The following is a 26,730-nucleotide window of genomic DNA, read 5'->3' on the forward strand; positions in this document are numbered from 1 at the left end:
CATGGCTGACCGGGGCGTCGAATACGGGATTCGGATCACCGCCGACGGTAAGGTGGCGATCGCCGAGTCCGCGAAGGTCGAGAAGGCCCTGGACGGCGTGGCCCAGGCGCTGGACCACGTGGAGGCCAGCGCCACCCAGGCCCAGCCGGCCATTGGCGCGACGATGAAGCAGTTTGCGCCGCAGCCCGCCGTGGATACGGCCAAGGCGCTGGGCAACGCCGCCGGCAAGTTCGACCAGGTGCAGATGTCGGCAGCGCAGACCTCGGCGGCGCTGCGGCAGCTGCCGATGCAATTCACCGACATCTTCACCTCGCTCGCCGCAGGCATGCCGCCGATGCAGGTGGCCCTGCAGCAGGGTGGCCAGCTGAAGGACGCCTTCGGTGGTATCGGCCCGGCCGCCAAGGCGATGGGCGGCTATCTGCTGGGGCTGGTGAACCCGCTCACCGTTGCGGCCGCAGGCGCCGGCGTGCTGGCAATGGCCTTTCTGAAAGGCCGTGACGAAGGCGAGGAATACCGCAAGACCTTGGTCCTGACCGGCAACGTCGCCGGCGTGACGGCCGACCAGCTGGCACAGATGGCGGCCCGCCTTGATGTGGTGTCGGGCACCCAGGCCAGCAACGCCAACATCCTGACCCGGCTTGCTTCCACCGGCCAGGTGGCCAAGGGCCAGATCGAAGGCGTGGCGGGCGCGATCTCGGCGATGACCGAGGCCGGCATCTCGGATGCCGACGCGCTGGTGAAGGCGTTTGCGGACATCGGCAAGGATCCGGTCAAGGCGATCCTGAAGGTGAACGAGGCCTACAACTTTCTCACCCCCACGATCTACGGGCAGATCAAGGCCCTGCAGGACCAAGGCAAGCAGGAAGAGGCAGTCGCCCTGGCCCAGGACACCGCCGCCAGGGCCATGAAGGAGCGCGCCCGGGAGGTCGTCGACCAGACCGGCTCGCTGGAACGCGCCTGGAAGAGCGTGACCACCTCGGCCCGCGAAGCCTGGGACGCGATGCTCGCCATCGGCCGCGAGAAGACCCTGCAGCAGAAGATCGCCGACCAGAAGAAGGTGATCGAAGACATCCGCGACGGCCTGACCCCCGGCCGGATCGACATGGCCCAGGACTACCTGGCGCAGCTCGAGGCCCAGGCCGGTGCCCAGCAGAAAGCCGCCCAGGCTGGCGCCGACGGCGCGAAGAACATGCGCGAGTACCTGGACGTGGAGAGCAAGGTCGCGCCCATCCAGAAGAAAGGCGCCGAGCAGACCCGCAGCCTGGCCGAGGCGCTGAAGGAATACCGGGAGAACCTGGCCCGGGTGAAGGCACTCGACCCGAACAGCGCGCTGCTCGACCCGGCCAAGGTGGCCGCCGGCGAAGCGGCGCTTCGCGAGCAGTACAAGCCGCGCAGCACCCGGAGCAGCCGCAAGGACCAGCCCGACGACGCCCGCGTGCTGGCCGACTGGGAGCGCCGCGTGGCGCTGCTGGATGCCCAGGCCGCCGGCACCGACAAGCTGAGCGACACCGAGCGGGCCTATGTGCGCGTGCTGTCCGACATCAGCTCGGGGCAGCTCAAGGTGACCGTGGCCGGCCGGCAGCGCCTGGCCGTCGATGCCGCCCGCGCCCTGGCCCAGGACGAAGCCAACCGCCAGGCGGCCGAACAGGCCAAGTGGTCTGAGGCGCTGGCCAAGGACACCACCCGCGAGACCGCCCAGCTCGAGGAGCAGCTGAAGCGCGAGCGTGACCAGGTGGCGGCGATCGGCCTGACCAAGGAGGCCGTGGAGCGCCTGGCTGTCGAGCGCCTGCGCAACGAAGCGGCCGCGAAGGCCGAATACGCCGCCAACCTGGAGCTGGCCGCCCAGTACGCGGGCCCGATGGCCGACAGCTACCGCGCCGCCGCCGAGGAGGCCCGCAAGCAGGCGGACTTGCTGAACAAGCGGGCCGAGAACCGGGTAGATGGTGCGAACCGCGAAGCGGCCGCGGCGACGAAGGCGCGCTGGGACAAGGCGGGCGATGACATCGAGCGCAGCCTGACCGATAGCCTTTACCGCAGCTTCGAGAGCGGAAAGGGCTTTGGCGAATCCTTCGTGGATGCGATCCAGAACACTCTGAAGACGACGGTGCTGAAGATGGTGATCCAGGCCTACGTGGAGCCCGTAACCCAGGCAGCGAGGAGCTTCCTGGGGGCGTTTCTGGAGGGCGCCGCGAAGTCGTTTGCCGGGGCCTACTTCGGCGGGGCTGCAGCAGGCTCGTCGTCGCAGTACTCACTTTCGAGCGGTACCAATCTGGATTCAATGGGCGGTGGCCAGGGTTTGACGTTCGGCGGAGGTCTGGCGGTGGGTGGCACGGCGGCGCCGGGGATGTTCTACGAGGTGAATGAAACCGGGCCGGAATTGCTGACCACCGGCGGGCGGACCTTTCTGATGATGGGCTCGAGTGCTGGTGTGGTGACGCCGGCGTCGGCGGCGGGATCGGGCTCTGCCGTTGCACCGGCGCAGCAGACCTTTCGCGTTGAGATCCACAACGACGGTACGCCCCAGGAGGTGACCGGCGCGACGCCGACCTTCGACGCGACCGGCACCGTTGTGCAGATCTTCACCCGTGACCTGCAGCGCAACGGCCCCATGGCCCAGGCGCTGACCGCGTTCAAGGGGCGCCGCTGATGCCGGCTTTTCCGACCTACGCCCGCGTCCTGCTCGACGGCTATGCCGTGCAGCAGGCGAGCGCCCTCAAGCGCACCGAGATGGACGCCGGCCCGCCCAAGCAGCGCCTCGAGCGCAGCCGCCAGATGACCGAACGGCAGGTGACGGTGCAGCTGCGCAGCCGGGCCGACTACACGGCTTTCATGGCCTGGTTCCGCGACACGATCCACCGCGGCGCCGACTGGTTCGACTGGACCGACCCCGAGACCCTGGCCACCGTGCAGGCCCGCATCAAGGCCGGCGAGCTGCAGCGCCAGCCGATGAACCCGGCGCTGACCCTGTGGCATGTGTCCTTCACCCTGGAGAGCTGGGATGCCTAGCGAGCGTTACAAGCGGGCCCTCGGGGCCGTTTCTTCATCGGATGTGGCGGTGGTGCTGCTGGAGATCAGCCACCCGGACATGCCCAGCCCGGCGCGGGTGGTGCGGGACACGCAGGACTTGGTGAGCGGCGGCAACGTGTTTGTGGCCACCGGGTTCGACTTCACGTTTCCGGACGATGGCAGCTCGGCGCCGCGGGCGTCGCTGGTGGTGGACAACGTGGGCCGCGAGCTGATGAGCTGGATCGATGCGAGCCGGGGCGGCCGCGGCGCCGAGGTGCGCTTGATGGTGGTGCTGCGGGCGACGCCGGATGTGATCGAGGCGGATTTCCGGCTGGGCCTGGAGCGCATCGTGGTCGACCAGTGGAAGGTGAGCGGCGAGCTGGGCTACGGCAACCTGCTGGATCTGCCCGCGGTGGCCGTGCGCTACGACCCGAGCACGGCGCCGGGGCTGTTCTGATGGCGCACTGGACGGACGCTTACATCGGGCTGCCCTACATCTTGGGCGAGCAGGACTGCGCGGCGGTGGTGGCCCGGGTGCAGCGCGAGGTGTTCGGGCGCGCCGTGACCGTGCCGGCCGAGCGGGCGGACGGCCCCTTCGGCAAGTCGGCGCAGATTGCGCAGGGTGCGCAGGATCTGGCTGACCCAGTGGCGGAGCCCACCGAGGGCGACGTGGTGCTGATGCAGGTGCGCGGGCTGTGGCACGTGGGGGTGTGGTTCCACCAGGGCGAGCCGTGGGTGCTGCACGCACTGCGGAGCAGCGGCCAGGTGGTGAGCCATCGCCTGCGGGATCTGGCGGGGCTGGGAATCCGGGTGGAAGGCTTTTACAGGATGCGTTGCGATGGTTGATGTGGTGTTGCGGCCCCGGCCGCCGAACGTGGTGTTTTGCCCGCATCCGCTGATGCCGGCGCGGGATCGGAGGATGATCTTTGAGCCGCCGCGCACCGGTGAGCGGCTGGATGCTTATCTGGCGCGTGTGATCGGCGATCTGCCCGACCCGTGCGTTGTGACCATCGGCGATTGCAGCGTGCCGCGGGCCTGGTGGGGCCGCGTGAGGGTGAAGCCCGGCGCCGTGATCGGCGTGGCGGCCGCTGTCGCTGGCGGCGACGGGGGGTCGGATGTGGGGCGGATCGTGCTGACGATTGCTGTGATCGTGGCCGCCGTCTATACCGGCGGCGCTGCGGCCGGCGCCATGGGTTGGTCGGGTGCTGGTGCAATGACCCTTGGCCAGACGGCGGCTTACGTTGCCGCCTCTGCCGCGGTGATGACGGTGGGAATGATGGCGGTGAATGCGCTGCTGCCACTGCCGACGAACGATCTATCCGGTCTCGGTGGGGGTGAGACATCTCCGACCTACAGCCTGGCCGGCGGGTCGAACCGCGTGCGCCGCTACGAGCCGTTGCCTCTGGTGATCGGCACCCACCGGATGTTTCCGGACCAGGCGTGCGCGGGGTACACGCTGTACGTCAATGGCAATGACCAGTACCTGTTTATTGCCTACAACTTTGGTTTTGGAGATCTGGAAATAACCGATCTGCGCATCGGCGATACCCCTTTGACGGACTACAAGGACGTGACGGTGCAGTGGGCCACCGGCAGCATGCCCAGCCTGATCGCCGGCAACGTGGACACCCAAGGGGGCACGGTGCTGACGGCCACCGATGGACCGATCGTGCGGACCACCTCGGTGGATACCACCGAGATCCACATCGATGTGCAGTACGTGATGTTTCATGCCGGCAATGGTGGGCTGGAAGGGTACTCGGCAACGGTCATGTTTGAGTGGCGTGAGGCGGGAAGCCCCACCTGGTTGCCGTTCAGCAGCGCAGATGGAAGTGCGGCCTGGTTTGGCACGACAGAGAGCTCGCCCTTTCTGCCCTTTGGAAGCACCGACGGAACTGTGGTGCTGAGCAGCGGCACCCGCGACGTTTGGCGCAACACCCTGCGCAAGACGGTGGCCAAGGGGCAGTACGAGGTAAGGGTCACCAAAATTACCGCGGACGTCAGCGACGCGCAGACCACCTGCGAGATCTCCATTCCGGCCATCCGCAGCCTACAGCCCGACAGTGGCGACTACGCCGGGCAGCGCATCCTGGGCCTCAAGATTCGGGCGAGCGGGCAGCTCAACGGCACGGTGAACCAGCTCTCGGGCTTGGTGAGCCACCGGCTGAATGGGGTGGCCACGAGCAACCCGGCGAAGTGGTTCAAGGCCTTTGCCATCGGCGCCTTCATTGGCGGGCGCCGGATCTGGGGGGCCGGGCTGTCGGCATCCCGGATTGACCTGGCTGCCCTGGACGCCTGGGCGGCGTGGTGCGACGCGCAGGGGCTGAGCTGCAACATGGTGCTGGACCAGGCCCTCTCGGCCAGCACGGTGCTCGACCGCATCGCCCGCTGCGGCCGCGGCTCCAAGACCTGGGCGCCGGGGCTACTGTCGGCCGTGTGGGACGCGGCGGGCATGCCGGCGGTGGCGATGTTCTCGCCGGTGAACATCCGCAAGGGCACGTTCAACATCTCCTACCCCTCGGAGGAGATGGCCGACGAGCTCGAGGTGAGCTACATCAACCCGGACAACGCCTGGCAGCGCGACACGGTTCGCGTCCCGCCCAATGCAACGAACGTGCGCCGCACGGCCAGCGTGGAGCTGCTGGGCTGCACCAGCACGGCGCTGGCCGGCAAGGAAGCCAACCTGATGTACGCGCAGAACCTGTACCGGTTCCGCAGCATCTCGTGGGAGACCGACGCCGAGGGCCTGACCGTGCGCAAGGGCGACGTGGTGACACTGTCCCACGACCTGACCTCGTGGGGCGAGGCCGGCCGCCTGGTGGCCGTGGCCAGCGCGACCCAGCTCAGCCTGGACCGCGCCATCACGCTGAAGCCAGCGGGCTGCTGGATGGCCGTGTGCCGGCCGTCGGGTGAAATCACCTATCACCGGGTGCAGGTTGGGGCCACCGAGGCCCAGGCCGACGAGGTGACGCTGCTCGACCCGCTGCCCACCACGCCTGCCACCGACGGCAGCCCTGCGGTGGATTGGCGCTACCTGGCCGATGCGAAGGCCACACCGGGGTGGCGGGTGAAGATCACCGACGTGTCACCGCTGCCCGGCATGGATGGCGTGCGCATCACGGCCCAGGATGATCCGGCGGAGTACTACGCGGCCGAGGGAGGCGACTTCTCGCATGTGGCCACGCCAGCGGCAAACAACCATCCCGTGCTGTCTGGGCTGCAGGTGTCGGAAGAGCTGATTCGGGCGGGCACGGGATACGCGGTGCAGCTCAATCTCACCTGGTCGGCCCAGGGAGACGTGGCTACCACCCGGGTGCGCTACAAGATCGACGGCGGCCCCTGGCAGGAGGCGGGCTTTGCGGCGGGAACCCGGCATTCGATCCTTGTCCCTGAGACGGGATCGGCCTATGTGGAGGTGACGGGCTTCAACGGCATGGGGCAGAGCAACCTCCGCAGCCGCCTGGCCGGCAGCTACGCCATTCGGGGGCAGGACGTGCCGCCGCCGGCTGCGGCTGGCTTTGCGGTAACGACCAGCGCTGACGGCACGCGGGTGTTCACGTGGGCGGTGGCCGTTGTGCCGCCGGATGTGACCTACCTGGAGATCCGCCATGCAGCCAGCGCGGGCACGGCGTGGGAGGCAATGTCGCCGCTGGGCCGGGTGCCTTACGGTGCGGCGCGGGCGGAGAGCATCGCGCCGGCAGCGGGTAACTGGACGTTCGAAGCGCGGATGCTCGACGCCAGCGGCAACTACAGCGCGACCGGGGCGCGGGTGTCGGTGACGCTGGGGCCTGCGCCGGCGGCGGGCAGCGCTGGGGGTGGAAACCTGCTGCCGTCCACCGACTGGAGCAGCGGAAGCTTTGCGCCCATCGTGCTGGGGTGGAACCCCGGCGAGCGGTCGCCGCTATCGCTCCGAGCAGATGATGAGTGGCGGCCCGCCGGTGGGCAGGCGCTGGAGCTCTTCAAGCAAGGGCGAAACGGCAATCAGTACAACGTCGGCGCGGATGTTTATCTGACCGGCGGATATGGCAGCCGCGCCTACGGCATCCCGGTGATTGCCGGTGAGCGGTATGAGCTTTCGGGAAAGCTTGCATCGCACCGGTGTGACTCGATGCTCGTGATCGGCTTTTTCGATGCGGATAACGCCTATCTTCCTGGAGCTGGAACGGGGTGGGTTACTCGCTCGAGCGGTGGCCGGGCGCTCTCCCAATGGACGCATGCGGCAGCGTTTGCAACGGCGCCGGCCGGCGCTGCCTACGCCAGCGTGTTCTGGCGCTGCAGCGATACCGACGTGGGGGAGACAACGTCCTATGCCTGGCTGACGGAGCCCGTGTTCAAGGTGGCCGCTTTGGGCCAGACGGCACCGAGCCCATATGTTCCGGGCTCGTCTTACGCGCTATCGCTGGCGATTGCCCGGGCGAACCTCGCGGAGATCCAGGCTAAGGCGTACGCGGACGGACTGGTGGACGCAGAAGAGGCACGGGCTATCGAGGATGCGACCACCAAAGCCAATGCCGCCGCTCAAACCGCGCTGTGGACGGGGGTGAGTGGAGCCGGAAAGCCGATCGACAACGCTGGCCGCGTGATCGACCTGGGCGATGGCGGCGGCGCTGGCCAACGCCAGGCAAACGACGGCCCGGGCTGGTATCCGGTGGGGACCCTGCAGCAGTTCAAATGGAGCTCTTCAGTTGGGCTTGGGTTTGGTGAGTGGGGCGTGCTGAGGACTGAGCGGGCATGGCCAGACGATTCGGCCGCAGTAGTGCAGACCTGGAAGAGCGCCGCTGGGGAATGGAAGCGCACCGGGTGGGTGGCCAGCGGCTGGGGCGGCTGGACCCGTCGGATTGATCAGGTGATCAACTCGAGCAACGTGACGCAGTTTGTCGACCCCGCTGCGATCAAGACCGACCAGCTCAACTCGACCGCGGCAACGGAGAACTGGGTGTTCTTCGACGCGGCGGGCTGGGGCATTGGAAACGTAGGCTGAGGAGAATCGAATGGCGCTACCTTCCGGCAGTATTTCCAGCCTGCACGCGGGATTGCTCAGGGTTTCACTCTCGGCAAAGATCGCCTGGAACAATGCGACCTACCCGCCCAGCGGAGGCGGTGACATGGCGCTCCGGGCGTGGATCAATGACGGCTCGCAGATCCAGTACCTCCCGATCATCAACCGCACGGCGCCCAGTTCATCCATGGTCTTCAGCTATCCGGGCGGCGGCGTCACCTGGACCATGGGTGTCGAGGTGACTTACTACGCCTTTGGCAGCGGCGGCGGGTTCATCATGGCGACCAACATCCAACTGGCTGCGGAGTTGAAGAAGCGATGAAGACCTTCAGCGTGTATGAGATCGAGAGCGGACGGCTGACCGGCGCGAGGGTCGGGGCGACTGGCGATGTCGATCCTGACTGGATTCCGGCCGGCTGCAGCGTGGTGTTTGGCGAATGGGACCACGAGCGGTGGCGGGTGGATCATGAAACCGGCGCCCTCGAGGCCATCGAGCCACCGGAACCGGACTGGCGGATCAAGAAGTTTGCGTCGGCGGATAGCGTGATGGCGGAGATCACCGCGGCGGAGGCTGAGCAGGCCAGGCCGATGAGGGAGATCGTGGAGGCGATGCTTGCAGGAACTAGTCCGCCGGCCGAAGCGACGGCACGCTTCAACGCGATCAAGCAACGCATCGAAGCCGCCCGAAACCGTCTAAGCGCCATCAACGCGACAACCACACAGACCGAACTCGAAGCCATCGAGCTTCAGCCCGCGTAATTTCCTTTCACTCCGCTAAAGCGACCACGAGGCGAGTTATCTAGCAACTCAGGCCCAAGTTATCGCGGCGCGCTTCAGCGTGGGCCCCCGTCATGATGCCGCGTCCGCCGGTTTACCAGGTGTAGCGGGCGTTCACCCCGACCATGCCGTTGCGGCCGGGGGCGGGCTCGTAGTAACGGCCGTTGCCGTCGCCGACGATCACCGAGCCGATGTAGTTGCGGTCGAACAGGTTGTCGACCCGGGCGAACTCGGTGAAGCGCCACGGGCCGGTCTTCTGCTCGGCGGTGAGGCGCAGGTTGGCGATGGCGTAGGACGGCGCCGGGGTGTCGCTGTTGGCGTCGTTCACGTAGGTGCGGCTGCGGTAGATGCCCTCGACGGCGGCGGTGACGCCGGGCAGCGGCTTCCAGGCGAGGTCGCCGAAGGCCGAGGTGCGCGGGATGCCCGGCATGGTGTTGCCGGCATCGACCGGGGTGGTGCTGGCAAAGCCTTCGTCGTAGATGGCCCGCAGCAGGGTGAAGGCGAAACGGCTGGTCAGGTCGCGACGCCAGGCGGTGTCGAAGGCGAGCTCGATGCCCTGGCGCAGGGTCTTGCCGGCGTTCTGGTAGCTGGTGCGGCCGCCGCTGGAGGCGAGCACGACGAGCTCGTCGTCGGTCTTGACCTGGAAGAGGGCGAGGTTCACGCGGCTGCTGTTGCCGACCAGCGCCTTCACGCCGGTTTCGAGGTGCAGGCTCTTGGCCGGGTTGAGGCCGAAGTTGAAGCCCGAGCCTGCCGTCGCACCGCTGCCGGAATAGAACATTTCATTCAGCGTCGGCGTCTCGAAGCCCCGGGCGGCGCTGGCGTAGAGGTTGATCGCCGGGTCGAGCTTGTAGACCACGCCCAGCACCGGTGTGGTCTTGCTGTAGTTGCGTCCGCCGCCGTCGTTGCCGTTCTGCAGGTACTGGTCGGTGATGTCGAACTTGACGGTGCTGTAGCGCAGGCCGCCGCTCACGCTCCAGTCGCCGCGCTGCCATTCGCTCTGCACATAGGCGCCGAGGCTCTCGACGTTATCGACCTCCTTGCGGCGCTGGGTGCTCTTCACGCCGAGGTTGTTGTCGTAGCCGGTCCGGTTGTCCTTGCTCACGTCGTAGTCGGCGCCGACGGTGGTGGTGAGGCGACCGCCGCCGGCGGAGCGGACGGCGATCCAGCGGCCGCCGAAGCCGTAGAAGTCGCGGTCGAAGTCGACGATGCCGCCCGAGTTCTTGGGGTTCGCGGAAATCGGGATCGCCTGGTACTGGATCACGCTGCGCTGGCCACTGTAGGCGGAGAGCTGCAGGGTGTCGGCGCCGATGCGGCGTTCGTAGGCCACGCCGCCCTGCAGGTGGTCGATGCTCTTGCGGGTGTCGTAGGTGAGGGCGTTCGGCACCACGCCGCGCGGGTTGGACTTGTAGCTCGCCCAGTCCAGCCCCAGCGGATCGTCCGCGCGCTGCCAGAAGCCATTGACGACGAAGGTGAGCTTGCTCACGTCGTCGGGTTTGGTGGTGATCTTGGCGAAGGCCTGCTCGCGGGTGGCGGCGCTGTGGTCGCGGTAGCCGTCGGTCTTGAAGCGGGTGGCGTCGATCACGTAGCCGAGGCCGTCCAGCTGGCCCTGGGCGCCGAGCTCGGCCTTGGTGGTGCCGTAGCTGCCGGCGGCAAAGCCGCCTTCGACGCTGGGGCGGCCGGCCGGCTTGCGGGTGAACAGCTGGATCACGCCGCCGGAGTGGTTGCCGTAGATCGCCGAGTAGGGGCCGCGCAGCACTTCCATGCGCTCGGCCACGTCGAGGTTGAAGGTGGCGGCCTGGCCCTGGCCGTCGGGCATGGAGGCGGGGATGCCGTCGGCGATCAGCTTCACGCCGCGCACGCCGAAGGCCGAGCGGGCGCCGAAGCCGCGGGTGGAGATCTGCAGATCCTGGGCGTAGTTCTGGCGGTTGTTGGCCACCACGCCGGGCACCGCGACGAGGGCTTCGGAGGCGTTGATGCGGGGCTGGCCGGCGGTGATCTGGTCGCGGTCGAGCACGTCGATGGAGGCTGGCATGTCGAAGCTGGCGGCCTCGGCGCGGCTGCCGGTGACGACCACCGGGTTGAGGGTCAGCGGCGTGCCGGCGGTGTCGGCGGCGAGGGCCGGCGCCTGGGCAACGAGGGCGGCCAGGGCGGCGGCGAGGGGCGTGGGATGGAAGCGGGGCGGCATGGGCGGTGTCTCCGGATGTTCTTGTGCGCGGCGGCTGCCGCGAGGCCGGCGCCAACCTTAGCCGAAGGCGTGGCCGGCGCGCATCAAGAAAATCGTGATTCCCGCCCCGTCGCCGGGCGCAATTCGCTGTACGGACACTCACCGCCGCGGGCGGCGCTGGTTATACTTCGCGCTATTCACGAGGAATAGTCCCGCATGCCGACGATCCACCGGCTCTCCGTCCCTGCCTGCTTCAGGTTTGCGCTTGGCGTTGCCGTGGGGCTGTGGCTGTGGTTGCCGCCACCGCTGGCCGCGGCCACGGCGGTGACGCTGCAATTGCGCTGGCAGCATGCCTTCCAGTTCGCGGGCTACTACGCGGCGCAGCAGCTCGGCTACTACCGGGAGGCCGGACTCGAGGTGAAGATCGTCGAGGCGCGGCCGGGGCTGGACGTGGTTGCCGAGGTGGTCGACGGCCGGGCCGACTTCGGCGTCGGTTCCAACGGGCTGCTGATCGACCGGTTCGCCGGCAAGCCGGTGGTGGTGCTGGCGGCGGTCTTCCAGCATTCGCCGCTGGTCTTCATCGCCCGCCGCGACGCGGGCATCGACACGCTGCGCGACCTGGTCGGCAAGCGGGTGATGCTCGAGCCCGGCGCCGACGAGCTGCTGGCCTACCTGCGCAAGGAGCACGTCGCCGTCGAGCGCCTGCGCTTGATCCAGCACAGCTACTCGCCGGCGTCGCTCGTCGAGGGCCGCGTCGATGCGATGAGCGCCTACGCCTCCAACGAGCCGTACTTCGTCGACGCGGCCGGCATCGATTACCAGCTGTTCTCGCCGCGCACCGCCGGCATCGATTTCTACGGCGACAACCTGTTCACCACCGAGCACCTGATTCGCGACAACCCGGTGCTGGTGCGTGCGTTCCGCGAGGCCAGCCTGCGTGGCTGGCGCTACGCGCTGGCCCATCCGGACGAGATCGCGGCGCTGATCCACGCGCAGTATTCGCCCGCCAAGCCGCTGGATTTCTTCGTGTTCGAGGCGCGCCGCACGATCCCGCTGATCCGCCCCGATCTGCTCGAAGTGGGCTACATGAGCGTCGACCGCTGGCGCCGTATCGCCGACGCGTATGCCGAGATGGGCATGCTGCCTCCGCGTTTCGATTTTCGCGGTTTCCTGTACGAGCCCGCGCGGGACGATCTGGACGGTCTTCGCAACTGGCTCGGTGCGGCGCTGGTGCTGATCGCCGCGGTGAGCGTGCTGGCGGCCTACATCCACCGCATCAACCTGCGCCTGCAGCGCAGCGTGGCGGCGGCGCAGCAGGCGGCCGAGCGCTTGCAGGCCAGCGAGGAGAAATACCGCCTGCTCGCCGAGACGATGAAGGACGTGGTGTGGACCGTCGATACCGACACCTTGCGCTTCACCTACGTGAGCCCGTCCATCGAGCGGATGCGCGGTTACACGCCGGCCGAGATCGCCGCCCTCAGTTTCGACGCCACCTTCCAGCCCGGCGACGCCGAGCGCATCCGCGGCCTGGTGCGCCAGCGTGTCCAGGCCTTCCTCGCCGATCCGACCGGCAAGCCGCACTTCTACACCGACGAGATGGAAAAGCCGCGCAAGGGAGGCGGCAGCGTGTGGGTCGAGGTGGTGTCCACCTATTGCCGCAATCCGCGCAGCGGCAAGGTCGAGCTGCACGGGGTCAGCCGCGACATCTCGGAGCGCCGCGCCAGTCAGGCTCGCATCGCCTACCTGGCCGAGCACGACATGCTCACCGACCTGCCCAACCGCAATCTCGTCACCGACCGCCTGCGTCAGGCCCTCGCCGCCGCGCGCCGGAACCGCCATCGGGTGGCCTTGTTGTACATCGACCTCGACCGCTTCAAGCCGGTGAACGACGCCTACGGCCATGCGGTGGGCGACGCGCTGCTGCGCGAGGCGGCGGTGCGGATGCGCGCCTGCGTGCGCGAGTCCGACACGGTGGGGCGCTTCGGGGGCGACGAGTTCGTGGTGCTGTTGCCCAACGTCGAGGCCGTGCCGGACGCCCAGCGGGTCGCCGAGAAGATCCGCGTGGCCCTGGGTGAGCCCTTCGTCATCGCCGGGGTGCGTCTCGAGGTGTCGTCGAGCGTCGGCATCGCCCTCTATCCCGAGCACGGGGGCGACGACGTCGCGCTGCTGCTCCACGCCGACAGTGCGATGTACGACGCCAAGCACGGCGGGCGCAACCGCGTCGCGGTGTTCGGCGGCGCCTGAACGCGGCGCCGGCCGACGCAAACGCTTACAGTTGCTTACCGCTCGCCAGCCGGGCGACGCCTACATTTCCCGTCTTCCAAACGTGCCGTCCTGCGCGGCGGCCTGCGTCCGTCGGTGTTAGTTTCGGCGGACCATCACATGAACGGGGAAGGACGGCATTCCAATGAAAAAAATCTTTTGTGCGGCGCTGCTCGGCGCCCTGGCTCAAGGGGCAATGGCGGCCGACGTGGGCGTCTCGATCAGCATCGGCGACCCCAATTTCTACGGTCGGCTCGACATCGGCAGCTTTCCGCGGCCGGTGCTGATGTACCCGCAGCCAGTGGTGATCCAGCCGGCGCCCTACGGCGTGGCCCGTGCGCCGCTGTACCTGCGCGTGCCGCCCGGCCACGCCCGCGACTGGCGGCGCTACTGAGGCCGCTACGACGCCTGTGGCGCGCCGGTGTATTTCGTGCAGGACACCTGGTATCGCAATGTTTACGCGCCGCGCTACCGGGCCGATCACGGCTACCCGGGCGACCGCTACGACGAGCGCCGGGATCGCCGCGAGGATCGCTTCGACGACCGGCGCGACCGCCGCGAAGCGCGTTTCGACGACCGTCGGGAACGGCGTGACGAGCGTTTCGACGGGCGCGGCTGGCAGGGCGGCGAGCACGGTCATGGCCACGGCCACGGTCGCCACGACTGATCCGCGTCGGGACGGCGGCCTGTTCCCGATCAAGGCCGGGGCGGACGCCGCGGCGTAGGCTCGGGTCTGCGTCGGCCGCCGGTCGGCGGATCGAACCCCAGCCTATTGCGGAGCCGTCATGAAAATCGCTGCCCAGCCCCTGTGGCTCGTCGGCTTTCGTCCTTTCTTCCTGCTCGCCTGCGTGGCCGGTGCCGGCCTGCCGGTGCTGTGGGCGCTGATGTTCTCCGGCCATCTGCCGGCGCCGGTCGGGCGTTTCACACCTGTGCAGTGGCACGCCCACGAGATGTTCTTCGGCTTCGGCTGGGCGGTGCTGGGTGGCTTTCTGCTCACCGCCACCAAGAACTGGGTGCAGGTGCGCGGCTACCACGGTGCGGCGCTGGTCGCGCTGGTGGCGGCTTGGGTGTTCGAGCGTGTGGGCATGGCCTTCGGCGGCGGTTGGCCGGACGGGTTGTTCTGGCTGTCGAACCTCGGGTTCATCGGCGCCATCGTGGCGATGCTGCTGGTCACCCTGCTGCGACACCGGGCGAACGACAGCTTCCGCGACAATTATTTCTTTCTGGTGGTGCTGCCGGCCTTCGTCGCGGCCAAGCTGCTGATTCTGGATGCCGATCACTTCCTGGCCGGCGCCACGATGGCCATCGGACTGTTCCGCATGGCCTTTTTGGTAATGCTCGAACGCACCCTGACCCAGTTCATGAAGGGCGTCTTCCAGGTCGACATCCTGCGCGATCCGCGTCTCGACGCGGCGATCAAGTTTTCGGCGCTGCTCCTGGTGCTGCAGCCCTGGCTGCCGGGCTGGCTCGTCGGGGCACTGCAGCTCGTCTGCGCGGTGTTGCTGCTGGCGCGTTTCGCCCGCTGGAGGCCGGGTCTGGCGATGACGCGCATCGAGCTGGCGGTGATGTACGTGGGCTACCTGGCGATCGCCGCCCAGCTCCTCGTCGATCTCGTCGGGCGTGCGATGGCGCTGCAGTGGGTCGGCAGCGTGTCGGTGCATCTGTTCACCCTCGGCGTGATGGGCCTGATCATCCCGCCAATGCTGGTGCGCATCTCCAAGGGGCACACCGGCCGCAAGGTGGCCTTCGACGCCGGCGACAAGGCGTTGATCTGGATCATGCTGGCGGCGTTGGTGGCGCGGGTGGGGCTGCCGCAGCTCGCGCCGGGCCTTTACGTAGGCTGGGTGCATCTGGCCGCCTGCGGCTGGTTGCTGTGCTTCGGCGTTCTCGGCGTGCGGATGTTCCCGCGCCTGGTAGCGCCACGCATCGACGGCAAGGAACATTGAACGCCAGGGTTTGGGCGTCGCGGCCTATCGCCGATCAAGGCGTCGGCGCGGCGGCGGCCCTAGCCTGAACGCCAGTCCCGCGATCTGTCTGGAGCCCTCATGCACTACCCGGAGTTCTTCGATCTCGTCCCCCGCCTGCGCCTCGTCGATCCGCTGGCCGAGTTTCTCGGCGCCTGCGAGGGCGGGGTCATCGAATACGGCTACGTCGACGCCGTGAAGCTGGCCGGCCATTCGTGCCCGACGGTGGCGAGCGCCTACTGGCTCACCCGCCAGGCGCTCGTCGCGCTGTACGGCGACGCGTTGCCCGAGCGCGGTGGCGTGCGGGCGAGCTTTCGCGACAGCCGGGTGAACGGCGTCACCGGCGTCATCGCCAACGTGGTGTCGATGCTCACCGGCGCCACCGCCGACACCGGCTTCAAGGGCCTTGCCGGGCGCTTCGACCGCCGCAACCTGCTCGCCTTCGATGCCGAGCAAGCCCTCGATCTGCGCTTCTGTCGCGTCGATACCGGCGCCGCCGTCGATGCCGCGGCGCATCTGCGCCACGTTCCGGCCGACCCGCAGATGGCGCCCCTGATGCAGCGCTGTCTCGCTGGCGCGGCCGATCCGGCCGAGGCCGCACAGTTTGCGGCCTTGTGGCAGGCGCGGGTGCGGCGGGTGTTGCTGACGCACGGCGACGATCCCGAGGTGTTCGTGATCCGCCGGGCAGGCTGAAGGGAGGCCGAGATGAAAGAGTCGCGCATTCCGCCTGCCGCCGAGCCCGCCGATGGGGCCGACGTGGCGCCCGGGCTGTCGTCGCCGCCGTGTTACGCCGCCGAGTTTCCGGGGTACTTCGGCGAGGGCGCGGGTGGCCCCGAGGCGCCCGATCCGTTGCTGATCGAGCGCCTCAACGCGCTGCTCGAGGCCGAGCGAGCCGGTGCCCGCGTGCTGGCGGTGCTGCGCGACAGCCTCGACGGCCGTTCGGCGGCGCGCAGCCTGCTCGAACGCCTGCAGAAGGACGAAGGCGCCAACGCCGTGCTGCTGTACAAGACGATCCAGCGCCTGGGGGGCGTGGCGTCCCACGAAACCGGCGCCTTCGTCCAGAAGACGCTCGCCGTCGAGGGGCTCGCCGCGCGCCTGCGCTTCGTCAATCGGGGCCAGGACTGGGTCGTGCGCAAGATTGTCGAACTGCTGCCGACGGTGTCCGACCCGGTCGCGCGGACGATGCTGGAGGACATGCGCCGCGCCCACGAGGACAACATCGCCGCCTGCGAGGCGCTGCTCGCCACCGGCCACGCCGGCTGAACCCGCCCCGGGCTAGCCGGGACACACCTTCCAGAGCAGTTCGCGCAGCCAGCTTACCGCCGGGTCCACGTGATTGCGCGGATGCCAGGCCAGGCGCAGGCCAAAGCCGCGATCGCTGAACGGTAGCTCGAACATGTCGAGCACGTCGGTGAAGCGGCTCATCAGCATCGACGGCAGCGTGCACACGTAGTCCGAGTTGCGCAGGATCTCCGGCACCAGCATGAATTTTTCCACCGAGAGCACCACGCTGCGCGTCCGCCCCAGCGCCGCCAGGGTTTCGTCCACGTAGCCGCTCATGCTGCCGCCGATCTCGGTGACCAGCACGTGCTGCTGGGTGCAGTACGCGTCCAGGTCGAGGGGGCCGCTGCCGCGCGGATGGCCCTTGCGCTGGGCCATCACGAAACGCCCGTAGAGCAGCGGACGGGTCTTCATCGCCGTCGGCACCATGCGCTCCGACGCCAGCAGCAGATCGACCTCGCCGCGTTCGAGCTGCGCACCGATCATCGCCACGTCGGGGCTGCGAAAGGCGATGCGCACGCCCGGCCCGGCGTGGGCGGAGAGCTTTTCGATCAACGGCAGTCCCAGCACCACCATCGCGGTGTCGTTCACCGCGAGCTGAAAGGTCCGCGCATCGGCGAAGGGGTCGAAGCTCGGGCGGTGCTGCACCACCGATTCCAGATCCTTCAGCGCCGAATGCAGCGCCGGGCCCAGGGCCAGCGCGCGGGCGGTGGGGGTCATGCCGCGGCCGGTCTCGGCGGGCAGCAGCAGCGGATCGTCGAACAACTGGCGCAGTCGGGCGAGCTGGGCCGATAACGCCGGCTGGCTGACGTGCAGGCGCCGCGCGGCGCGGGTCACGTTGCATTCGGCGAGCAGCGCATCAAGGGACACGAGCAGGTTGAGGTCGATCTGGCGCAGGTCCATGGGTGGCTATCCGCCAAGGTTATGGGTCAAATACCAATAATCGATTTCTAATATATGTGGGGATTCCCTAAACTGCAATCGTCACCTGCCCGTCAGCGTCTTCCGGCTTTTCGGAGGATGGCGGGGCGACAGCGAAAGGAGTGCAAATGGACATCGTCGAAAGCCTGCGTGCGGATGCCGGACACAACGAGATGAACGAGCAGGCCGCCCACGAGATCGAGCGCCTGCGCCTCGAGAACGAAATTCTGCGCAGCGCCATGCAATGCGCCAACGTCGCAATGGCCGGCGCGCCGATCTGGCATACCCAGCACCGGATCGTCAGCGAGGTGCTGGTGTCGCTGCAGAAGGCCCTCGCCGAGGCCGAGCAGGCCGAAGCCGAATACGTCGAAACCCACCCGCTGCGCGCCGCCTGACTGCCGCGCCGCAGCATGGACCGGGCCGCAGCGATGGACCAGAATCGGCCCGGCTCCCCAACCGGATAAAGGAAGACCCATGCGCTACCCCGACACCCAGCTGCTGATCGACGGCCACTGGCAGGACGCCGCCGACGGCCGCACGCTCGCCGTGCATAACCCCGCCAGCGGCACCGAGATCGGCCGCGTCGCCCACGCCGGCATCACCGACCTGGACCGCGCCCTCGCCGCTGCCCAGAAGGGCTTTCTGACCTGGCGCGACGTGCCCGCCATCGAACGCCAGAAGACGATGCGCCGTGCCGCCGCGCTGCTGCGTGAGCGCGCCGACGGTATCGCCGCGATCCTGACCCAGGAAAACGGCAAGCCGCTGGCCGAGGCGAAGATCGAAACGATGGCCGCCGCCGACATCATCGAGTGGTTCGCCGACGAAGGGATGCGCATCTACGGCCGGGTTGTGCCGGCGCGCAACCCGGCGGTGCGTCAGCTGGTGGTGAAGGACCCGGTCGGCCCGGTGGCGGCGTTCACGCCGTGGAACTTCCCGATCAACCAGGCCGTGCGCAAGGTGTCGGCGGCGCTTGCCAGCGGCTGCTCGATCCTCGTCAAGGCCGCCGAAGAAACCCCGGCGGCGCCCGCCGCGCTGATCCGCGCCTTCGTCGATGCCGGCGTGCCGGCCGGCGTCGTCGGGCTGGTGTATGGCAACCCGGCCGAGATTTCCGGCTACCTGATTCCCCATCCGGTGATCCGCAAGATCAGCTTCACCGGCTCCACGGTGGTCGGCAAGCAGCTCGCCGCGCTGGCCGGCCAGCACATGAAGCGGGTCACGATGGAGCTCGGCGGCCACGCGCCGGTGATCGTCGCCGAGGACGCCGACCTCGATCTGGCGATCCGCGTCGCCGGCGCCGCCAAGTTCCGCAACGCCGGTCAGGTGTGCATCTCGCCGACCCGTTTTCTGGTGCATGAGCAGATCCGCGCCGAGTTCACCGCCGCGCTGGCCGCCCACGCCCAGGGCCTGAAGGTGGGCGACGGCCTCGTCGAGGGCACCCAGATGGGGCCGCTCGCCAACCCGCGCCGGGTCGCCGCGATGAACGACATCATTGCCGATGCCGTGGCCCGTGGCGTGACCGTCGCCGCCGGCGGCGCACGGATCGGCGAGACCGGCAACTTCTTCGCCCCGACCGTGCTCGCCGACGTGCCCCTCGACGCCCGGGTGTTCAACGACGAGCCCTTCGGCCCGGTGGCCGCGGTGCGCGGCTTCGAGCGCATCGAGGACGCCATCGCCGAGGCCAACCGGCTGCCCTACGGCCTCGCGGGCTACGCCTTCACCCGCTCGCTCAAGCACGCCCACCTGCTTGCCCAGCGGGTCGAGGTCGGCATGTTGTGGATCAACCAGCCGGCCGCGCCGTGGCCCGAGATGCCCTTTGGCGGGCTCAAGGATTCCGGCTACGGTTCGGAGGGCGCGCCGGAAGCGCTCGAGCCCTATCTCAACACCCGCGCGGTGTCGATCTTCAACGCCTGACCTGAACGGAAATCCGAGCCATGGACGCCAACACGACCCCCGCAACGCCCCAGCCGGGCCAGGTGACCCGCATCGCCCGCCGCCGCGCGCAGCCCGGCAAGGAAGCCTCGTACGAAGCCCTGGTGCGCGAGATGTTCCAGCACATGCGCGCCAACCGCGGCTTTCTCGGCGCCGAGCTGCTGCCGCCCCACGAAGCCGGCGGCGACTACCAGGTGGTGGTGCATTTCGCCTCCGAGGCCGATCTGGCCGCCTGGGACGCCTGCCCGGCCCGCGCCGACCTGCACCGACGGATGCGCGAAGTGGCCGAGGCCGAGCCCGACTACCGTCGCCTGTCGGGCCTCGAGGCATGGTTCGCGGCGGCCGTCGTGCCCGCCTCGATGCATCCACCGCGGGCGCGCATGGCGCTGGTGACCTGGCTCGGCATTTTCCCGACGGTGTCGTTCTTCCTGTGGTTCGTCGCGCCGCATCTCAACGCGCTGCCGTTCCTGCCGCGGGTCGGGTTGCTCACCGGGCTGATCGTGATGACCATGACCTGGGTGGTGATGCCACGCCTCACCAAGCTGCTGCGCGGTTTCCTCAACCCGCACCTCCGGTCGTAAGCGGGCGGCGCGGCCAGGGCGCCCAGTCGCCGACGGACGTCTTAGCGCAGCGCCGTTCGACGATGGTGCGCCTTGATCGGGCGCAAGTGAAAAATAAAAACTGCGTCCGTTGGAATAGTGCAAAACTGTACCGTTCCGGTGCCGTATCAAGGGCTTAGAGTGGCCCCGGATCACTTTCGGAGCGAGCGATGGAACTGGCGATGACGGCGACCGGCGCCCGTCCGGTGCTGGCCGGCAAGGTCCCGGGCAACCGGGGAATCTGGGTGGGCATCCTGTGTGAGCTGACCGAGTTCGCGCTGATGTTTCTCGCCTACGCGTGGTTCCGCTTCGCCCACCCGGACGATTTCCACCATGGCCCGGCCATGCTCCTGGCCGGCGCCGGCGTCGCCAACACCGTGGTGATGCTCACCAGCGGTTACTGCGCGGTGCGGGCGCTACTGGCGATCCGGCGCGGCGCCCCGCGCACCGCGCGCAACTGGCTCGTTGCCACGCTCTTCGGCGGCATCGCCTTCCTGCTCGTCAAGGCCTGGGAATTCAACTGGAACGTCGCCCACGGCGTGGTTGGCACCGGCAACAGTTTCGTGGCGATGTACTACTACCTCACCTTCAATCACCTGGTGCACGTGGTGTGGGGCTGCCTCGGCCTGATCTGGGCGATCCTGCGCACCCATTTTGGCGCCTACAGCCCCGAGGACCACGAAGGTCTGGAGGCCGCCACGCTGTACTGGCACGCCACCGATCTGGCGTGGATCGTGATCTTTCCGCTGCTCTACGTGCTCAAGTGAGGTGACGCCATGACGCCTTCGACCAACGAAAGCCGGGTGACCCGGGTGTGGCTCGGACTGGTGACGCTGACCCTCGGCAGCGCATGGCTCGGCGAGGTCGGCGGTTCGCCCGCACTGACCGCGTTGGCGGTGGCGCTGATCGTCGCCGTCAAGGGCTTCCTGGTGATCCGCCACTACATGGGCCTGACCGAGCCGGGCTCGCGCCTGCGTCAGGTGATGCGGCTGTATTTCGTAGTGGTGCCGGCGCTGATCCTGCTTGCCGGCGGACTCGCCACAGCCAGCTCGTGACACGAGATCAAAGTATCGTTGCGGCATGTACAAAACATTCGACGTCCGCGATATGCCTTGCTATTGTGTGAATTAGCGACCACCTCCCGGCCGCCTTTCTTTGATTGGAGCGCGTCAATTGGGTACCAAGCTTTATGTAGGGAACCTGCCCTACAGCGTCGACAAGAGCAGCCTCGAGGATATTTTCTCCGCTTACGGCAACGTGACCTCCGCCCAGGTGATCATGGACCGTGAAACCGGCCGCTCGAAGGGTTTCGGCTTCGTCGAGATGGGGTCTGACCAGGAGGCGCAGGGCGCCATTTCCGGTCTCAACGGCAAGAATATCGAAGGTCGCAACCTGACCGTCAATGAAGCGCGTCCGCAGGAGCCCCGCAGCGGCGGCTTCGGTGGCGGCGGTGGCCGTCGCGGCCCCGGTGGTGGTGGGGGCGGCGGTGGCTTCGGTGGCGGTCGGCGTGGCGCCGGTGGCGGTCGCGGCGAATATTGATTCATCTCCGGCCTGGCCGAGTCGGGCGCCGCGTTAGAAGACGCGGCGCGCATTGGGTCAGTGCCTGTCGTGGCGGGTCCGGCGCCTGACCGGACAGCGTGACGGCCCCAGCCGCCAGTAGGCTGGTCGTGCCCCGCCGCGCCCACGACGTGGGTTGCCGAGCGATTTGCCCGGATTCCTTGCCGCACACTTTTCGAGCCGTGCAGGCAGGCTTGGGCGTCCGGGTGTCACGTCGAAGGGCGGGCCAATCTCCACGGCTTCCGGGTTCTTGCCGGGCGCTTCTTGCCGATCGCCGCGTTTTTCGTACGCCGGAATCGGGGCCGTCGTTTTCGTTTTTCCTGCGATTCAGGGTGCACCGAGAGTGGCACATGCGGGGCGACCGATGCCCGCAGGACGTCAGCGGGTCTTCCGACACGCCGCCTTGGTCGTTTTCCTGAACTCAACACGCCATGTGCTCGCCGCGTGCGTGGTGTTGCCGAATCCCCTTCAAGCCTTCAAGCAATGGATGTTTTGACTTTCCGCGAGGCCCGGCTCGCCGATCTCGACCGCATCATGGCCCTTGAGCAGGCCGGCTTTGCGCGAGGCAATCGCGAGGCGAGGGCGGTGTATGCCCGTCGTATCGAGGTGTTCGCGGCGGGTTCGCTGCTGGCCTGCATCGGGCCGCAGGTGGTCGGCTGCCTGTTCTCGGAGATCTGGCAGGCGACGGACGTGCCGGAGGCGGCGCATTTCGCGCTCGGGCACGACATCCTGGATCGCCACGACCCGCAGGCGGGCACCGAGCTGTACGTGACCTCGATGACCGTCGATCCGGCGCGCCGCGGTCAGCGCCTGGGCGCGCGGGTGTTCGCCGGCGGGGTGGCGCAGCTGGGGGACGCGTTCCCGCATCTGGCGTCGGTGTTGTTGCTGGTCAATCAGAACTGGCTGCCCGCGCGGCGCATCTACGCGGCGGCGGGTTTCGACGAGATTGCCTGCCTGCCGGGTTTTTTCAGCCCGGCGCCGGGCTGCCGCGAGGACGGCATCGTGATGCGGCGGGCACTGCGCCCGGGCTGAGGCGCCCGGGCGGCGGGTCAGGGCTGGGCGGCTTCGAAGTGTTCCAGCATCAGCTGGATGCTGGACACGCCGTTGTATTCGTTCACGGCCAGCCGGAAGGCGGCGTGGATGGACGGCGTGGCCGGGTCGGCGTGGTTGAACTGGATGGCTTCGAGCCGGGTATTGCCTTTCCGCAGCTGTAGCTTGAGGTGCTTTTCCTTGAGGATGCGCTGGTTTTCGACCCGGAAGGTGTCGTCGAAGACCGGCGCGGCGAAGCCCTGGCCCCAGATCTCGCGTTCGAGCAGACGGGCGGTTTCGAGGTTGTAGAGGCTGTCTTCCAGCGCCCCGTCGGTTTCGAGGCGGCGGGTGAGGTCGGCCGGGTCGATGAGGCTGGTCACCACGTTTTCAAACAGGGATTCGAACCGTGCCAGATCGTCCTCGCGAATGGTGAGGCCGGCCGCCATCGCGTGGCCGCCGAAGCGCAGCACCAGCCCGGGGGCCTGCTTGGTGACGAGATCGAGGGCGTCGCGCAGGTGCAGGCCGGGGATCGAGCGACCGGAGCCCTTGATCTCGCCGTCGTTGCCGCGGGCGAAGGCGATCGTCGGGCGGTGGAATTTTTCCTTGATGCGTCCGGCGAGGATGCCGATCACGCCCTGGTGCCATTCGGGCTCGAACAGCACGAGGCTGGCGCGGCTGCCGGGGTCGATGGTGTCGAGATTGGCCATCGCGGCTTCCTGCATGTCGGCTTCGATGGCGCGGCGCTCGCGGTTGAGCTTGTCGAGCTCCTGGGCGATGTTGAGCGCCCGGCCCATATCGTCGGTGATCAGGCATTCGATGCCCAGCGACATGTCGGCCAGGCGGCCGGCGGCGTTGAGGCGCGGGCCGAGGGCGAAGCCCATGTCGAAGGTGGTGGCGCGGCTGGCGTCGCGCCCGGCGGCGGCGAACAGGGCACGGATGCCCGGCTGCATGCGGTCGGCGCGGATGCGCTGAAGGCCCTGGGCAACCAGGATGCGGTTGTTGTGGTCGAGCTTGACCACGTCGGCGACGGTGCCCAGCGCCACCAGATCGAGGAGGTCGGCCAGGTTGGGCTCGGCCTTGCCTTCGAAGGCGCCCCGGCTGCGCAGCTCGGCCCGCAGGGCGAGCATGGTGTAGAACATGACGCCGACGCCGGCGAGGTTCTTGCTCGGAAAATCGCAGCCCGGCTGGTTGGGATTGACGATGACGTCGGCCTCGGGGAGCGCGTCGCCGGGCAGGTGATGGTCGGTGATGACGGTGGCGATGCCGTGTTCGCGGGCCGCGGCGACGCCTTCGACGCTGGCGATGCCGTTATCGACGGTGATCAGCACGTCTGGCGCCATCGGCGCGGCGAGTTCGACGATGGCCGGGGTGAGGCCATAGCCGTACTCGAAGCGGTTGGGCACCAGATAGCCGACCTCGGCGCCGAACATGCGCAATGCCCGGATGCCGACGGCGCAGGCGGTGGCGCCGTCGCAGTCGTAGTCAGCGACGATCAGCAGGCGGGCGTCGGCCTCGATGGCGTCGGCGAGCAGTTCGGCGGCCTCGTGCACGCCCTTGAGCTGGGCCGGCGGCAGCATCGCCTTGAGGCTGTAATCGAGCTGTTCGGTACTTTCGATGCCGCGGGCGGCGTAGATGCGGGCCAGCAGCGGGTGGGTGCCGGACTCGATCAGGCGGGTGACGGCGCGGGCCGGGGCCGGGCGGGACAGGATGCGGGTCATGGCGAGGTGGCGGCGGGTTGCGGGGCGGTGGCGAGCAGTGCGGCGAGGGGCTGGGGTTTGCGCCAGAACTTCCAGAGGCCGGATGCGGCGATCTCCAGGTGCAGGCAGTGCTTGTCGCTGGGGGCGCTGATCGTCAGCTGGCTGAGCTGGCGGGCTTTGAGGGCGGCCAGCAGCGGAGCGAACCAGTCGCGCTCGAGCTGTTGCAGGGCGGCCTGCCAGGCGGCCGCGTCCAGGTGCAGGGCGGGCTGGCGCAGGCTGTCCACCACGGCGAAGCCGGTGCCCGGAGTGTAGCGGTCGGCGGGTTGGGGTTCGATGCCGGCGCGGCGGGCGAGCCCGCGGGCGAAGGGTGCGTCGGCCTGGATCTGCGCCGCCGGGGCGCTGAAGCGGGTGTCCCGGGGGCCCGCGCCCCACAGCCAGACGCCGTTGATCACGCGCTGGCCGGCGGCCTCGCGGGCGGCGTTGACCGGGTGGTTGTACAGCCACACCTCGATTTCGTTGGACAGGCGCGCCCAGCGGGCGATTTCGTCGCCTTCGGGCATGAACAGCTGGACCGGTCGGCCATTGACGTCGGCGAGCGGGTGGAAGAACGGGCGCGGGGCATCGGCGAGGGCAACGTACCAGCGGTCGGGCGAGGGGGCATCGAAGCGCCCGATGTCGGGGAACGTGTCGTTGAGGCCGGCGATCAGGGTGGCGGCTTCGTCGGCGCCGATGGCGAGGCTGGAGGCGTCGGCCAGCAGCAGCTTGTCGCGGGAGAAATGCAGGTGCACCGGGTCACAGCTCAGCCAGTGGGCGTCGTCGTCCGGCGGGGTGGCCTCGCCGGCGCGGCGCACGGCGGCGAGGGGCAGGCGGGTGTCGGTGGCACCGAAGCGTGCGGCCAGCCAGGTCTCGAGGGCCACGGTGGGTTGCCAGGCGTGACGGGCGTGGCCGAGCAGGCTGGCGAGGGCGGGCAGCGCGGGTACGCTGGCGCCGCCCTGGGGCCAGGCGAGGCCGGGCAGGACGAGGTGGAACTGCATCGGATGACGGTGGCGGTGCCCCGGCGGCCGGCCGGGTGCGAAATGCAAATTTGGGTGGCGAGTCTAGCACGGCCATCCGGCCGCTCAGGGGGTGATCGTGAGCTCGGCGAGGGCGGCGCCGAAGGCGGTGTTGCACTGGCGGGCCTGGACTTCGCCGAGGTTGCGGGTTTCGGCGCGCAGGCAGGTGGGGCTGGTGTCGCCGCCGAGGATTTCGAGGGGCAGGTCGCGCAGGCTGCGGGTGTCGGCCGGGGCGCTGGCGAAGCGGCCGGCGCCGCCGAAACCGGCGCGCTGGAAATTGCGCGGGCTGTCGGTGACGAGGGCGAGCAGGCGCAGGGGCCCGGTGCCGATGTCGCGGGCGGACAGGGCGAAGCGCTGGCTGCCACCGAAGCGTTCGGCCGGCGCGGCGGGGGAGGGGTGGAGGAGGATCAACCCGTCGTCGCGGGCGGCGATCAGGTAGAGCTGTCCGCCGGCGGGGCCGCGCACGCTGAATTGGAGGGTGTCGGTGACGCGGTAGCTGCCGCGCAGGCCGCCGACGGTGACCTCGCGTCGCTCGCTGCGCTGGGCGTGGAGGGTCTGGAGGAGCCGGCGTGGCGTGACCGGTGCGCCGCTGGCGAGCCCCGGCGCGGGGGCCAGCGCCGGATTGCCGGCGACGGCGATGCGGCCCGGCCTGGTGCGCTGGCGCTCGAGCTGGGCCTGGGCGCAGTGGCGCCAGTCGTCGCCGTTGGCGAGGCCGCCGGCCGCCGGTAGCGGCGCTCGGCCGTCGAGGCAGGCGAGCAGGGCGGCCGCGGTGCCGTCGGGGCCGGCGAGGGCGAGAACGTTGGCGCTCGCGGGGACGGAGGGCGCGCAGTGTTCGCCGCCTTCCGTCAGCACCACCAGCTTGTCGGCCTTGCGGGCGAGGGTGCGCAGGTAGGCGCTTAATTCCCCGGCCGGCAGGGCGCAGACGGCAGACTGCCCGGAGAGCTCGATGAAGGCGCGGTCGTCGGCGCCGAGCCGGGCATCGAGGGCGGCGAGGGCGCGGCGCAGGCCGTCCGCGTCGAGTCGGTCGGGGGCGGGTTGCTGGATGTTGGCGTCGGGCACGCCCATCAGCCGCGCGAGGGCGGTAGCGGTGTCGCCGTCGGGGCGGGCGCGGGCGGGGTCGAGGCCGAGGATCAGGGCGTGGTTGGAGGCGCGGGCGGCGCTGCGGGGGATCAGGCGCGGGTCCGGGCCGCCGGCGGTGGGGCCGGTAGCCGGGGGGGCCGTGGCCGCTGCGGGGTCGCCGTCCCGTTGCAGGCTCTGGCGCGGCAGCCAGCCGCTGCGCCCGCCGTCGGCTTCGACCTGGTACCAGTCGCGACGCTCGTCCACGATGCGCACGGTGGCGAGGCGATGGACGACGGTGACGACGGAGGCGAAGGCGCTGGGCTCGCTGCGCAGTTTTTCGGGGGCGGTGAGGGTGGCGGTATCGGCGGCGGCGAGCGCCATCGAGGCAAGGCCCAGACTCAGGGCGAGGATGGCGTGGCGCAGGCGCATGATAT

Annotated in this window: 25 protein-coding genes; 20 read left to right on the forward strand and 5 right to left on the reverse strand. The window is 69.0% G+C overall.

The genetic code is table 11. The features are described from left to right. Position 1: 1 nt before the first annotated feature. The 7 genes from ACE3P2_RS09320 to ACE3P2_RS09350 are packed head-to-tail and all read left to right on the forward strand — an operon-like array spanning position 2 to position 8,764. Positions 2 to 2,647, forward strand: a complete 2,646-nt coding sequence (locus ACE3P2_RS09320) for a phage tail length tape measure family protein (RefSeq protein ID WP_374263716.1) — start codon at positions 2 to 4, stop codon at positions 2,645 to 2,647. Further along, on the forward strand, positions 2,647 to 3,006 hold the full coding sequence (locus ACE3P2_RS09325) for a hypothetical protein (protein ID WP_374263718.1): 360 nt from the start codon (positions 2,647 to 2,649) through the stop codon (positions 3,004 to 3,006). The genes ACE3P2_RS09320 and ACE3P2_RS09325 overlap by 1 nt, the downstream gene beginning before the upstream one ends. Beyond that, the gene (locus ACE3P2_RS09330) at positions 2,999 to 3,463 is read left to right on the forward strand and encodes a DUF1833 family protein (RefSeq protein WP_374263719.1); all 465 of its coding nucleotides are present in this window, start codon (positions 2,999 to 3,001) and stop codon (positions 3,461 to 3,463) included. Before ACE3P2_RS09325 ends, ACE3P2_RS09330 begins: the two co-directional genes overlap by 8 nt. Next, positions 3,463 to 3,852: a hypothetical protein gene (locus ACE3P2_RS09335; RefSeq protein WP_300160587.1), complete on the forward strand. Its 390-nt coding sequence runs from the start codon at positions 3,463 to 3,465 to the stop codon at positions 3,850 to 3,852. Before ACE3P2_RS09330 ends, ACE3P2_RS09335 begins: the two co-directional genes overlap by 1 nt. Beyond that, positions 3,845 to 7,987 carry a host specificity factor TipJ family phage tail protein gene (locus tag ACE3P2_RS09340; RefSeq protein ID WP_374263720.1) on the forward strand — a complete coding sequence of 1,381 codons (4,143 nt, stop codon included), beginning with the start codon at positions 3,845 to 3,847 and terminating at the stop codon, positions 7,985 to 7,987. The genes ACE3P2_RS09335 and ACE3P2_RS09340 overlap by 8 nt, the downstream gene beginning before the upstream one ends. 10 nt (positions 7,988 to 7,997) lie before the next feature. Beyond that, positions 7,998 to 8,327, forward strand: coding sequence for a hypothetical protein (locus ACE3P2_RS09345; protein WP_299910211.1), 330 nt, complete (start codon positions 7,998 to 8,000; stop codon positions 8,325 to 8,327). Continuing rightward, complete coding sequence (locus ACE3P2_RS09350; RefSeq protein ID WP_374263722.1) at positions 8,324 to 8,764, forward strand: hypothetical protein; 441 nt, start codon at positions 8,324 to 8,326, stop codon at positions 8,762 to 8,764. The genes ACE3P2_RS09345 and ACE3P2_RS09350 overlap by 4 nt, the downstream gene beginning before the upstream one ends. Before the next feature lie 112 nt (positions 8,765 to 8,876). Here the strand turns inward: ACE3P2_RS09350 and ACE3P2_RS09355 are convergent, their stop codons facing one another. Next, positions 8,877 to 10,967 carry a TonB-dependent receptor family protein gene (locus tag ACE3P2_RS09355; RefSeq protein ID WP_374263724.1) on the reverse strand — a complete coding sequence of 697 codons (2,091 nt, stop codon included), beginning with the start codon at positions 10,965 to 10,967 and terminating at the stop codon, positions 8,877 to 8,879. A gap of 195 nt (positions 10,968 to 11,162) precedes the next feature. Between ACE3P2_RS09355 and ACE3P2_RS09360 the strand changes: the two genes are divergently transcribed. The 6 genes from ACE3P2_RS09360 (at position 11,163) to ACE3P2_RS09385 (ending at position 16,435) form a co-directional block, all read left to right on the forward strand. Further along, positions 11,163 to 13,190 carry an ABC transporter substrate-binding protein gene (locus ACE3P2_RS09360; RefSeq protein ID WP_374263726.1) on the forward strand — a complete coding sequence of 676 codons (2,028 nt, stop codon included), beginning with the start codon at positions 11,163 to 11,165 and terminating at the stop codon, positions 13,188 to 13,190. Positions 13,191 to 13,353: 163 nt separating this feature from the next. Continuing rightward, positions 13,354 to 13,602 (forward strand): hypothetical protein, encoded by a 249-nt coding sequence (locus ACE3P2_RS09365; RefSeq protein ID WP_374263728.1) that lies wholly within the window; start codon positions 13,354 to 13,356, stop codon positions 13,600 to 13,602. Positions 13,603 to 13,638: 36 nt separating this feature from the next. Beyond that, positions 13,639 to 13,875 (forward strand): hypothetical protein, encoded by a 237-nt coding sequence (locus ACE3P2_RS09370; RefSeq protein WP_374263730.1) that lies wholly within the window; start codon positions 13,639 to 13,641, stop codon positions 13,873 to 13,875. Positions 13,876 to 13,993: 118 nt separating this feature from the next. Further along, complete coding sequence (locus tag ACE3P2_RS09375) at positions 13,994 to 15,154, forward strand: NnrS family protein (RefSeq protein WP_374263732.1); 1,161 nt, start codon at positions 13,994 to 13,996, stop codon at positions 15,152 to 15,154. 99 nt (positions 15,155 to 15,253) lie between these two features. Beyond that, on the forward strand, positions 15,254 to 15,865 hold the full coding sequence (locus tag ACE3P2_RS09380; RefSeq protein WP_374263734.1) for a hypothetical protein: 612 nt from the start codon (positions 15,254 to 15,256) through the stop codon (positions 15,863 to 15,865). Between the two features lie 12 nt (positions 15,866 to 15,877). Then, positions 15,878 to 16,435, forward strand: a complete 558-nt coding sequence (locus tag ACE3P2_RS09385) for a DUF6306 domain-containing protein (protein ID WP_374263736.1) — start codon at positions 15,878 to 15,880, stop codon at positions 16,433 to 16,435. 12 nt (positions 16,436 to 16,447) lie between these two features. On the opposite strand, the gene ACE3P2_RS09390 is transcribed toward ACE3P2_RS09385, so the two are convergent. Then, a complete protein-coding gene (locus ACE3P2_RS09390) occupies positions 16,448 to 17,356 on the reverse strand; it encodes a LysR family transcriptional regulator (RefSeq protein ID WP_374263738.1) in 909 nt (302 codons plus the stop codon). A gap of 146 nt (positions 17,357 to 17,502) precedes the next feature. Between ACE3P2_RS09390 and ACE3P2_RS09395 the strand changes: the two genes are divergently transcribed. From ACE3P2_RS09395 to ACE3P2_RS09425, 7 genes are all read left to right on the forward strand, one after another. Beyond that, positions 17,503 to 17,769: a hypothetical protein gene (locus tag ACE3P2_RS09395; protein ID WP_374263740.1), complete on the forward strand. Its 267-nt coding sequence runs from the start codon at positions 17,503 to 17,505 to the stop codon at positions 17,767 to 17,769. Positions 17,770 to 17,848: 79 nt separating this feature from the next. After that, positions 17,849 to 19,285: an NAD-dependent succinate-semialdehyde dehydrogenase gene (locus ACE3P2_RS09400; protein ID WP_374263742.1), complete on the forward strand. Its 1,437-nt coding sequence runs from the start codon at positions 17,849 to 17,851 to the stop codon at positions 19,283 to 19,285. A 20-nt stretch (positions 19,286 to 19,305) separates the two neighbouring features. Then, a complete protein-coding gene (locus ACE3P2_RS09405; RefSeq protein ID WP_374263743.1) occupies positions 19,306 to 19,884 on the forward strand; it encodes an antibiotic biosynthesis monooxygenase in 579 nt (192 codons plus the stop codon). A 188-nt stretch (positions 19,885 to 20,072) separates the two neighbouring features. Then, positions 20,073 to 20,669, forward strand: a complete 597-nt coding sequence (locus ACE3P2_RS09410) for a cytochrome c oxidase subunit 3 family protein (RefSeq protein WP_374263745.1) — start codon at positions 20,073 to 20,075, stop codon at positions 20,667 to 20,669. Positions 20,670 to 20,678: 9 nt separating this feature from the next. After that, positions 20,679 to 20,957, forward strand: coding sequence for a cytochrome C oxidase subunit IV family protein (locus tag ACE3P2_RS09415; protein WP_374263747.1), 279 nt, complete (start codon positions 20,679 to 20,681; stop codon positions 20,955 to 20,957). Between the two features lie 118 nt (positions 20,958 to 21,075). After that, positions 21,076 to 21,441: an RNA recognition motif domain-containing protein gene (locus ACE3P2_RS09420; RefSeq protein ID WP_374263749.1), complete on the forward strand. Its 366-nt coding sequence runs from the start codon at positions 21,076 to 21,078 to the stop codon at positions 21,439 to 21,441. Positions 21,442 to 21,951: 510 nt separating this feature from the next. After that, a complete protein-coding gene (locus tag ACE3P2_RS09425; protein WP_374263751.1) occupies positions 21,952 to 22,491 on the forward strand; it encodes a hypothetical protein in 540 nt (179 codons plus the stop codon). 17 nt (positions 22,492 to 22,508) lie between these two features. Here ACE3P2_RS09425 and recJ read toward each other — a convergent pair whose 3' ends face one another. The 3 genes from recJ to ACE3P2_RS09440 all read right to left on the reverse strand — a co-directional run bounded on the left by recJ (position 22,509) and on the right by ACE3P2_RS09440 (position 26,725). After that, complete coding sequence (recJ, locus tag ACE3P2_RS09430; RefSeq protein WP_374263752.1) at positions 22,509 to 24,206, reverse strand: single-stranded-DNA-specific exonuclease RecJ; 1,698 nt, start codon at positions 24,204 to 24,206, stop codon at positions 22,509 to 22,511. Next, positions 24,203 to 25,219 (reverse strand): hypothetical protein, encoded by a 1,017-nt coding sequence (locus ACE3P2_RS09435; RefSeq protein ID WP_374263754.1) that lies wholly within the window; start codon positions 25,217 to 25,219, stop codon positions 24,203 to 24,205. The genes recJ and ACE3P2_RS09435 overlap by 4 nt, the downstream gene beginning before the upstream one ends. 84 nt (positions 25,220 to 25,303) lie before the next feature. Beyond that, positions 25,304 to 26,725 carry an SH3 domain-containing protein gene (locus tag ACE3P2_RS09440; protein WP_374263756.1) on the reverse strand — a complete coding sequence of 474 codons (1,422 nt, stop codon included), beginning with the start codon at positions 26,723 to 26,725 and terminating at the stop codon, positions 25,304 to 25,306. Positions 26,726 to 26,730 lie beyond the last annotated feature (5 nt).

The sequence above is a fragment of the Zoogloea sp. genome (assembly GCF_041911615.1).
In the GTDB taxonomy this organism is placed as follows: domain Bacteria; phylum Pseudomonadota; class Gammaproteobacteria; order Burkholderiales; family Rhodocyclaceae; genus Zoogloea.

Coding starts and splice junctions, on each gene's coding strand:
- ACE3P2_RS09330 (WP_374263719.1), top strand. CDS start 2,999: ATGCCTAGCGAGCGTTACAAGCGGGCCCTCGGGGCCGTTTCTTCATCG.
- ACE3P2_RS09340 (WP_374263720.1), top strand. CDS start 3,845: ATGGTTGATGTGGTGTTGCGGCCCCGGCCGCCGAACGTGGTGTTTTGC.
- ACE3P2_RS09375 (WP_374263732.1), top strand. CDS start 13,994: ATGAAAATCGCTGCCCAGCCCCTGTGGCTCGTCGGCTTTCGTCCTTTC.
- ACE3P2_RS09390 (WP_374263738.1), bottom strand. CDS start 17,356: ATGGACCTGCGCCAGATCGACCTCAACCTGCTCGTGTCCCTTGATGCG.
- ACE3P2_RS09365 (WP_374263728.1), top strand. CDS start 13,354: ATGAAAAAAATCTTTTGTGCGGCGCTGCTCGGCGCCCTGGCTCAAGGG.
- ACE3P2_RS09440 (WP_374263756.1), bottom strand. CDS start 26,725: ATGCGCCTGCGCCACGCCATCCTCGCCCTGAGTCTGGGCCTTGCCTCG.
- ACE3P2_RS09435 (WP_374263754.1), bottom strand. CDS start 25,219: ATGCAGTTCCACCTCGTCCTGCCCGGCCTCGCCTGGCCCCAGGGCGGC.
- ACE3P2_RS09350 (WP_374263722.1), top strand. CDS start 8,324: ATGAAGACCTTCAGCGTGTATGAGATCGAGAGCGGACGGCTGACCGGC.
- ACE3P2_RS09395 (WP_374263740.1), top strand. CDS start 17,503: ATGGACATCGTCGAAAGCCTGCGTGCGGATGCCGGACACAACGAGATG.
- ACE3P2_RS09405 (WP_374263743.1), top strand. CDS start 19,306: ATGGACGCCAACACGACCCCCGCAACGCCCCAGCCGGGCCAGGTGACC.
- ACE3P2_RS09385 (WP_374263736.1), top strand. CDS start 15,878: ATGAAAGAGTCGCGCATTCCGCCTGCCGCCGAGCCCGCCGATGGGGCC.
- ACE3P2_RS09355 (WP_374263724.1), bottom strand. CDS start 10,967: ATGCCGCCCCGCTTCCATCCCACGCCCCTCGCCGCCGCCCTGGCCGCC.
- ACE3P2_RS09335 (WP_300160587.1), top strand. CDS start 3,463: ATGGCGCACTGGACGGACGCTTACATCGGGCTGCCCTACATCTTGGGC.
- ACE3P2_RS09360 (WP_374263726.1), top strand. CDS start 11,163: ATGCCGACGATCCACCGGCTCTCCGTCCCTGCCTGCTTCAGGTTTGCG.
- ACE3P2_RS09320 (WP_374263716.1), top strand. CDS start 2: ATGGCTGACCGGGGCGTCGAATACGGGATTCGGATCACCGCCGACGGT.
- ACE3P2_RS09325 (WP_374263718.1), top strand. CDS start 2,647: ATGCCGGCTTTTCCGACCTACGCCCGCGTCCTGCTCGACGGCTATGCC.
- ACE3P2_RS09380 (WP_374263734.1), top strand. CDS start 15,254: ATGCACTACCCGGAGTTCTTCGATCTCGTCCCCCGCCTGCGCCTCGTC.
- ACE3P2_RS09400 (WP_374263742.1), top strand. CDS start 17,849: ATGCGCTACCCCGACACCCAGCTGCTGATCGACGGCCACTGGCAGGAC.
- ACE3P2_RS09410 (WP_374263745.1), top strand. CDS start 20,073: ATGGAACTGGCGATGACGGCGACCGGCGCCCGTCCGGTGCTGGCCGGC.
- ACE3P2_RS09345 (WP_299910211.1), top strand. CDS start 7,998: ATGGCGCTACCTTCCGGCAGTATTTCCAGCCTGCACGCGGGATTGCTC.
- recJ (WP_374263752.1), bottom strand. CDS start 24,206: ATGACCCGCATCCTGTCCCGCCCGGCCCCGGCCCGCGCCGTCACCCGC.
- ACE3P2_RS09415 (WP_374263747.1), top strand. CDS start 20,679: ATGACGCCTTCGACCAACGAAAGCCGGGTGACCCGGGTGTGGCTCGGA.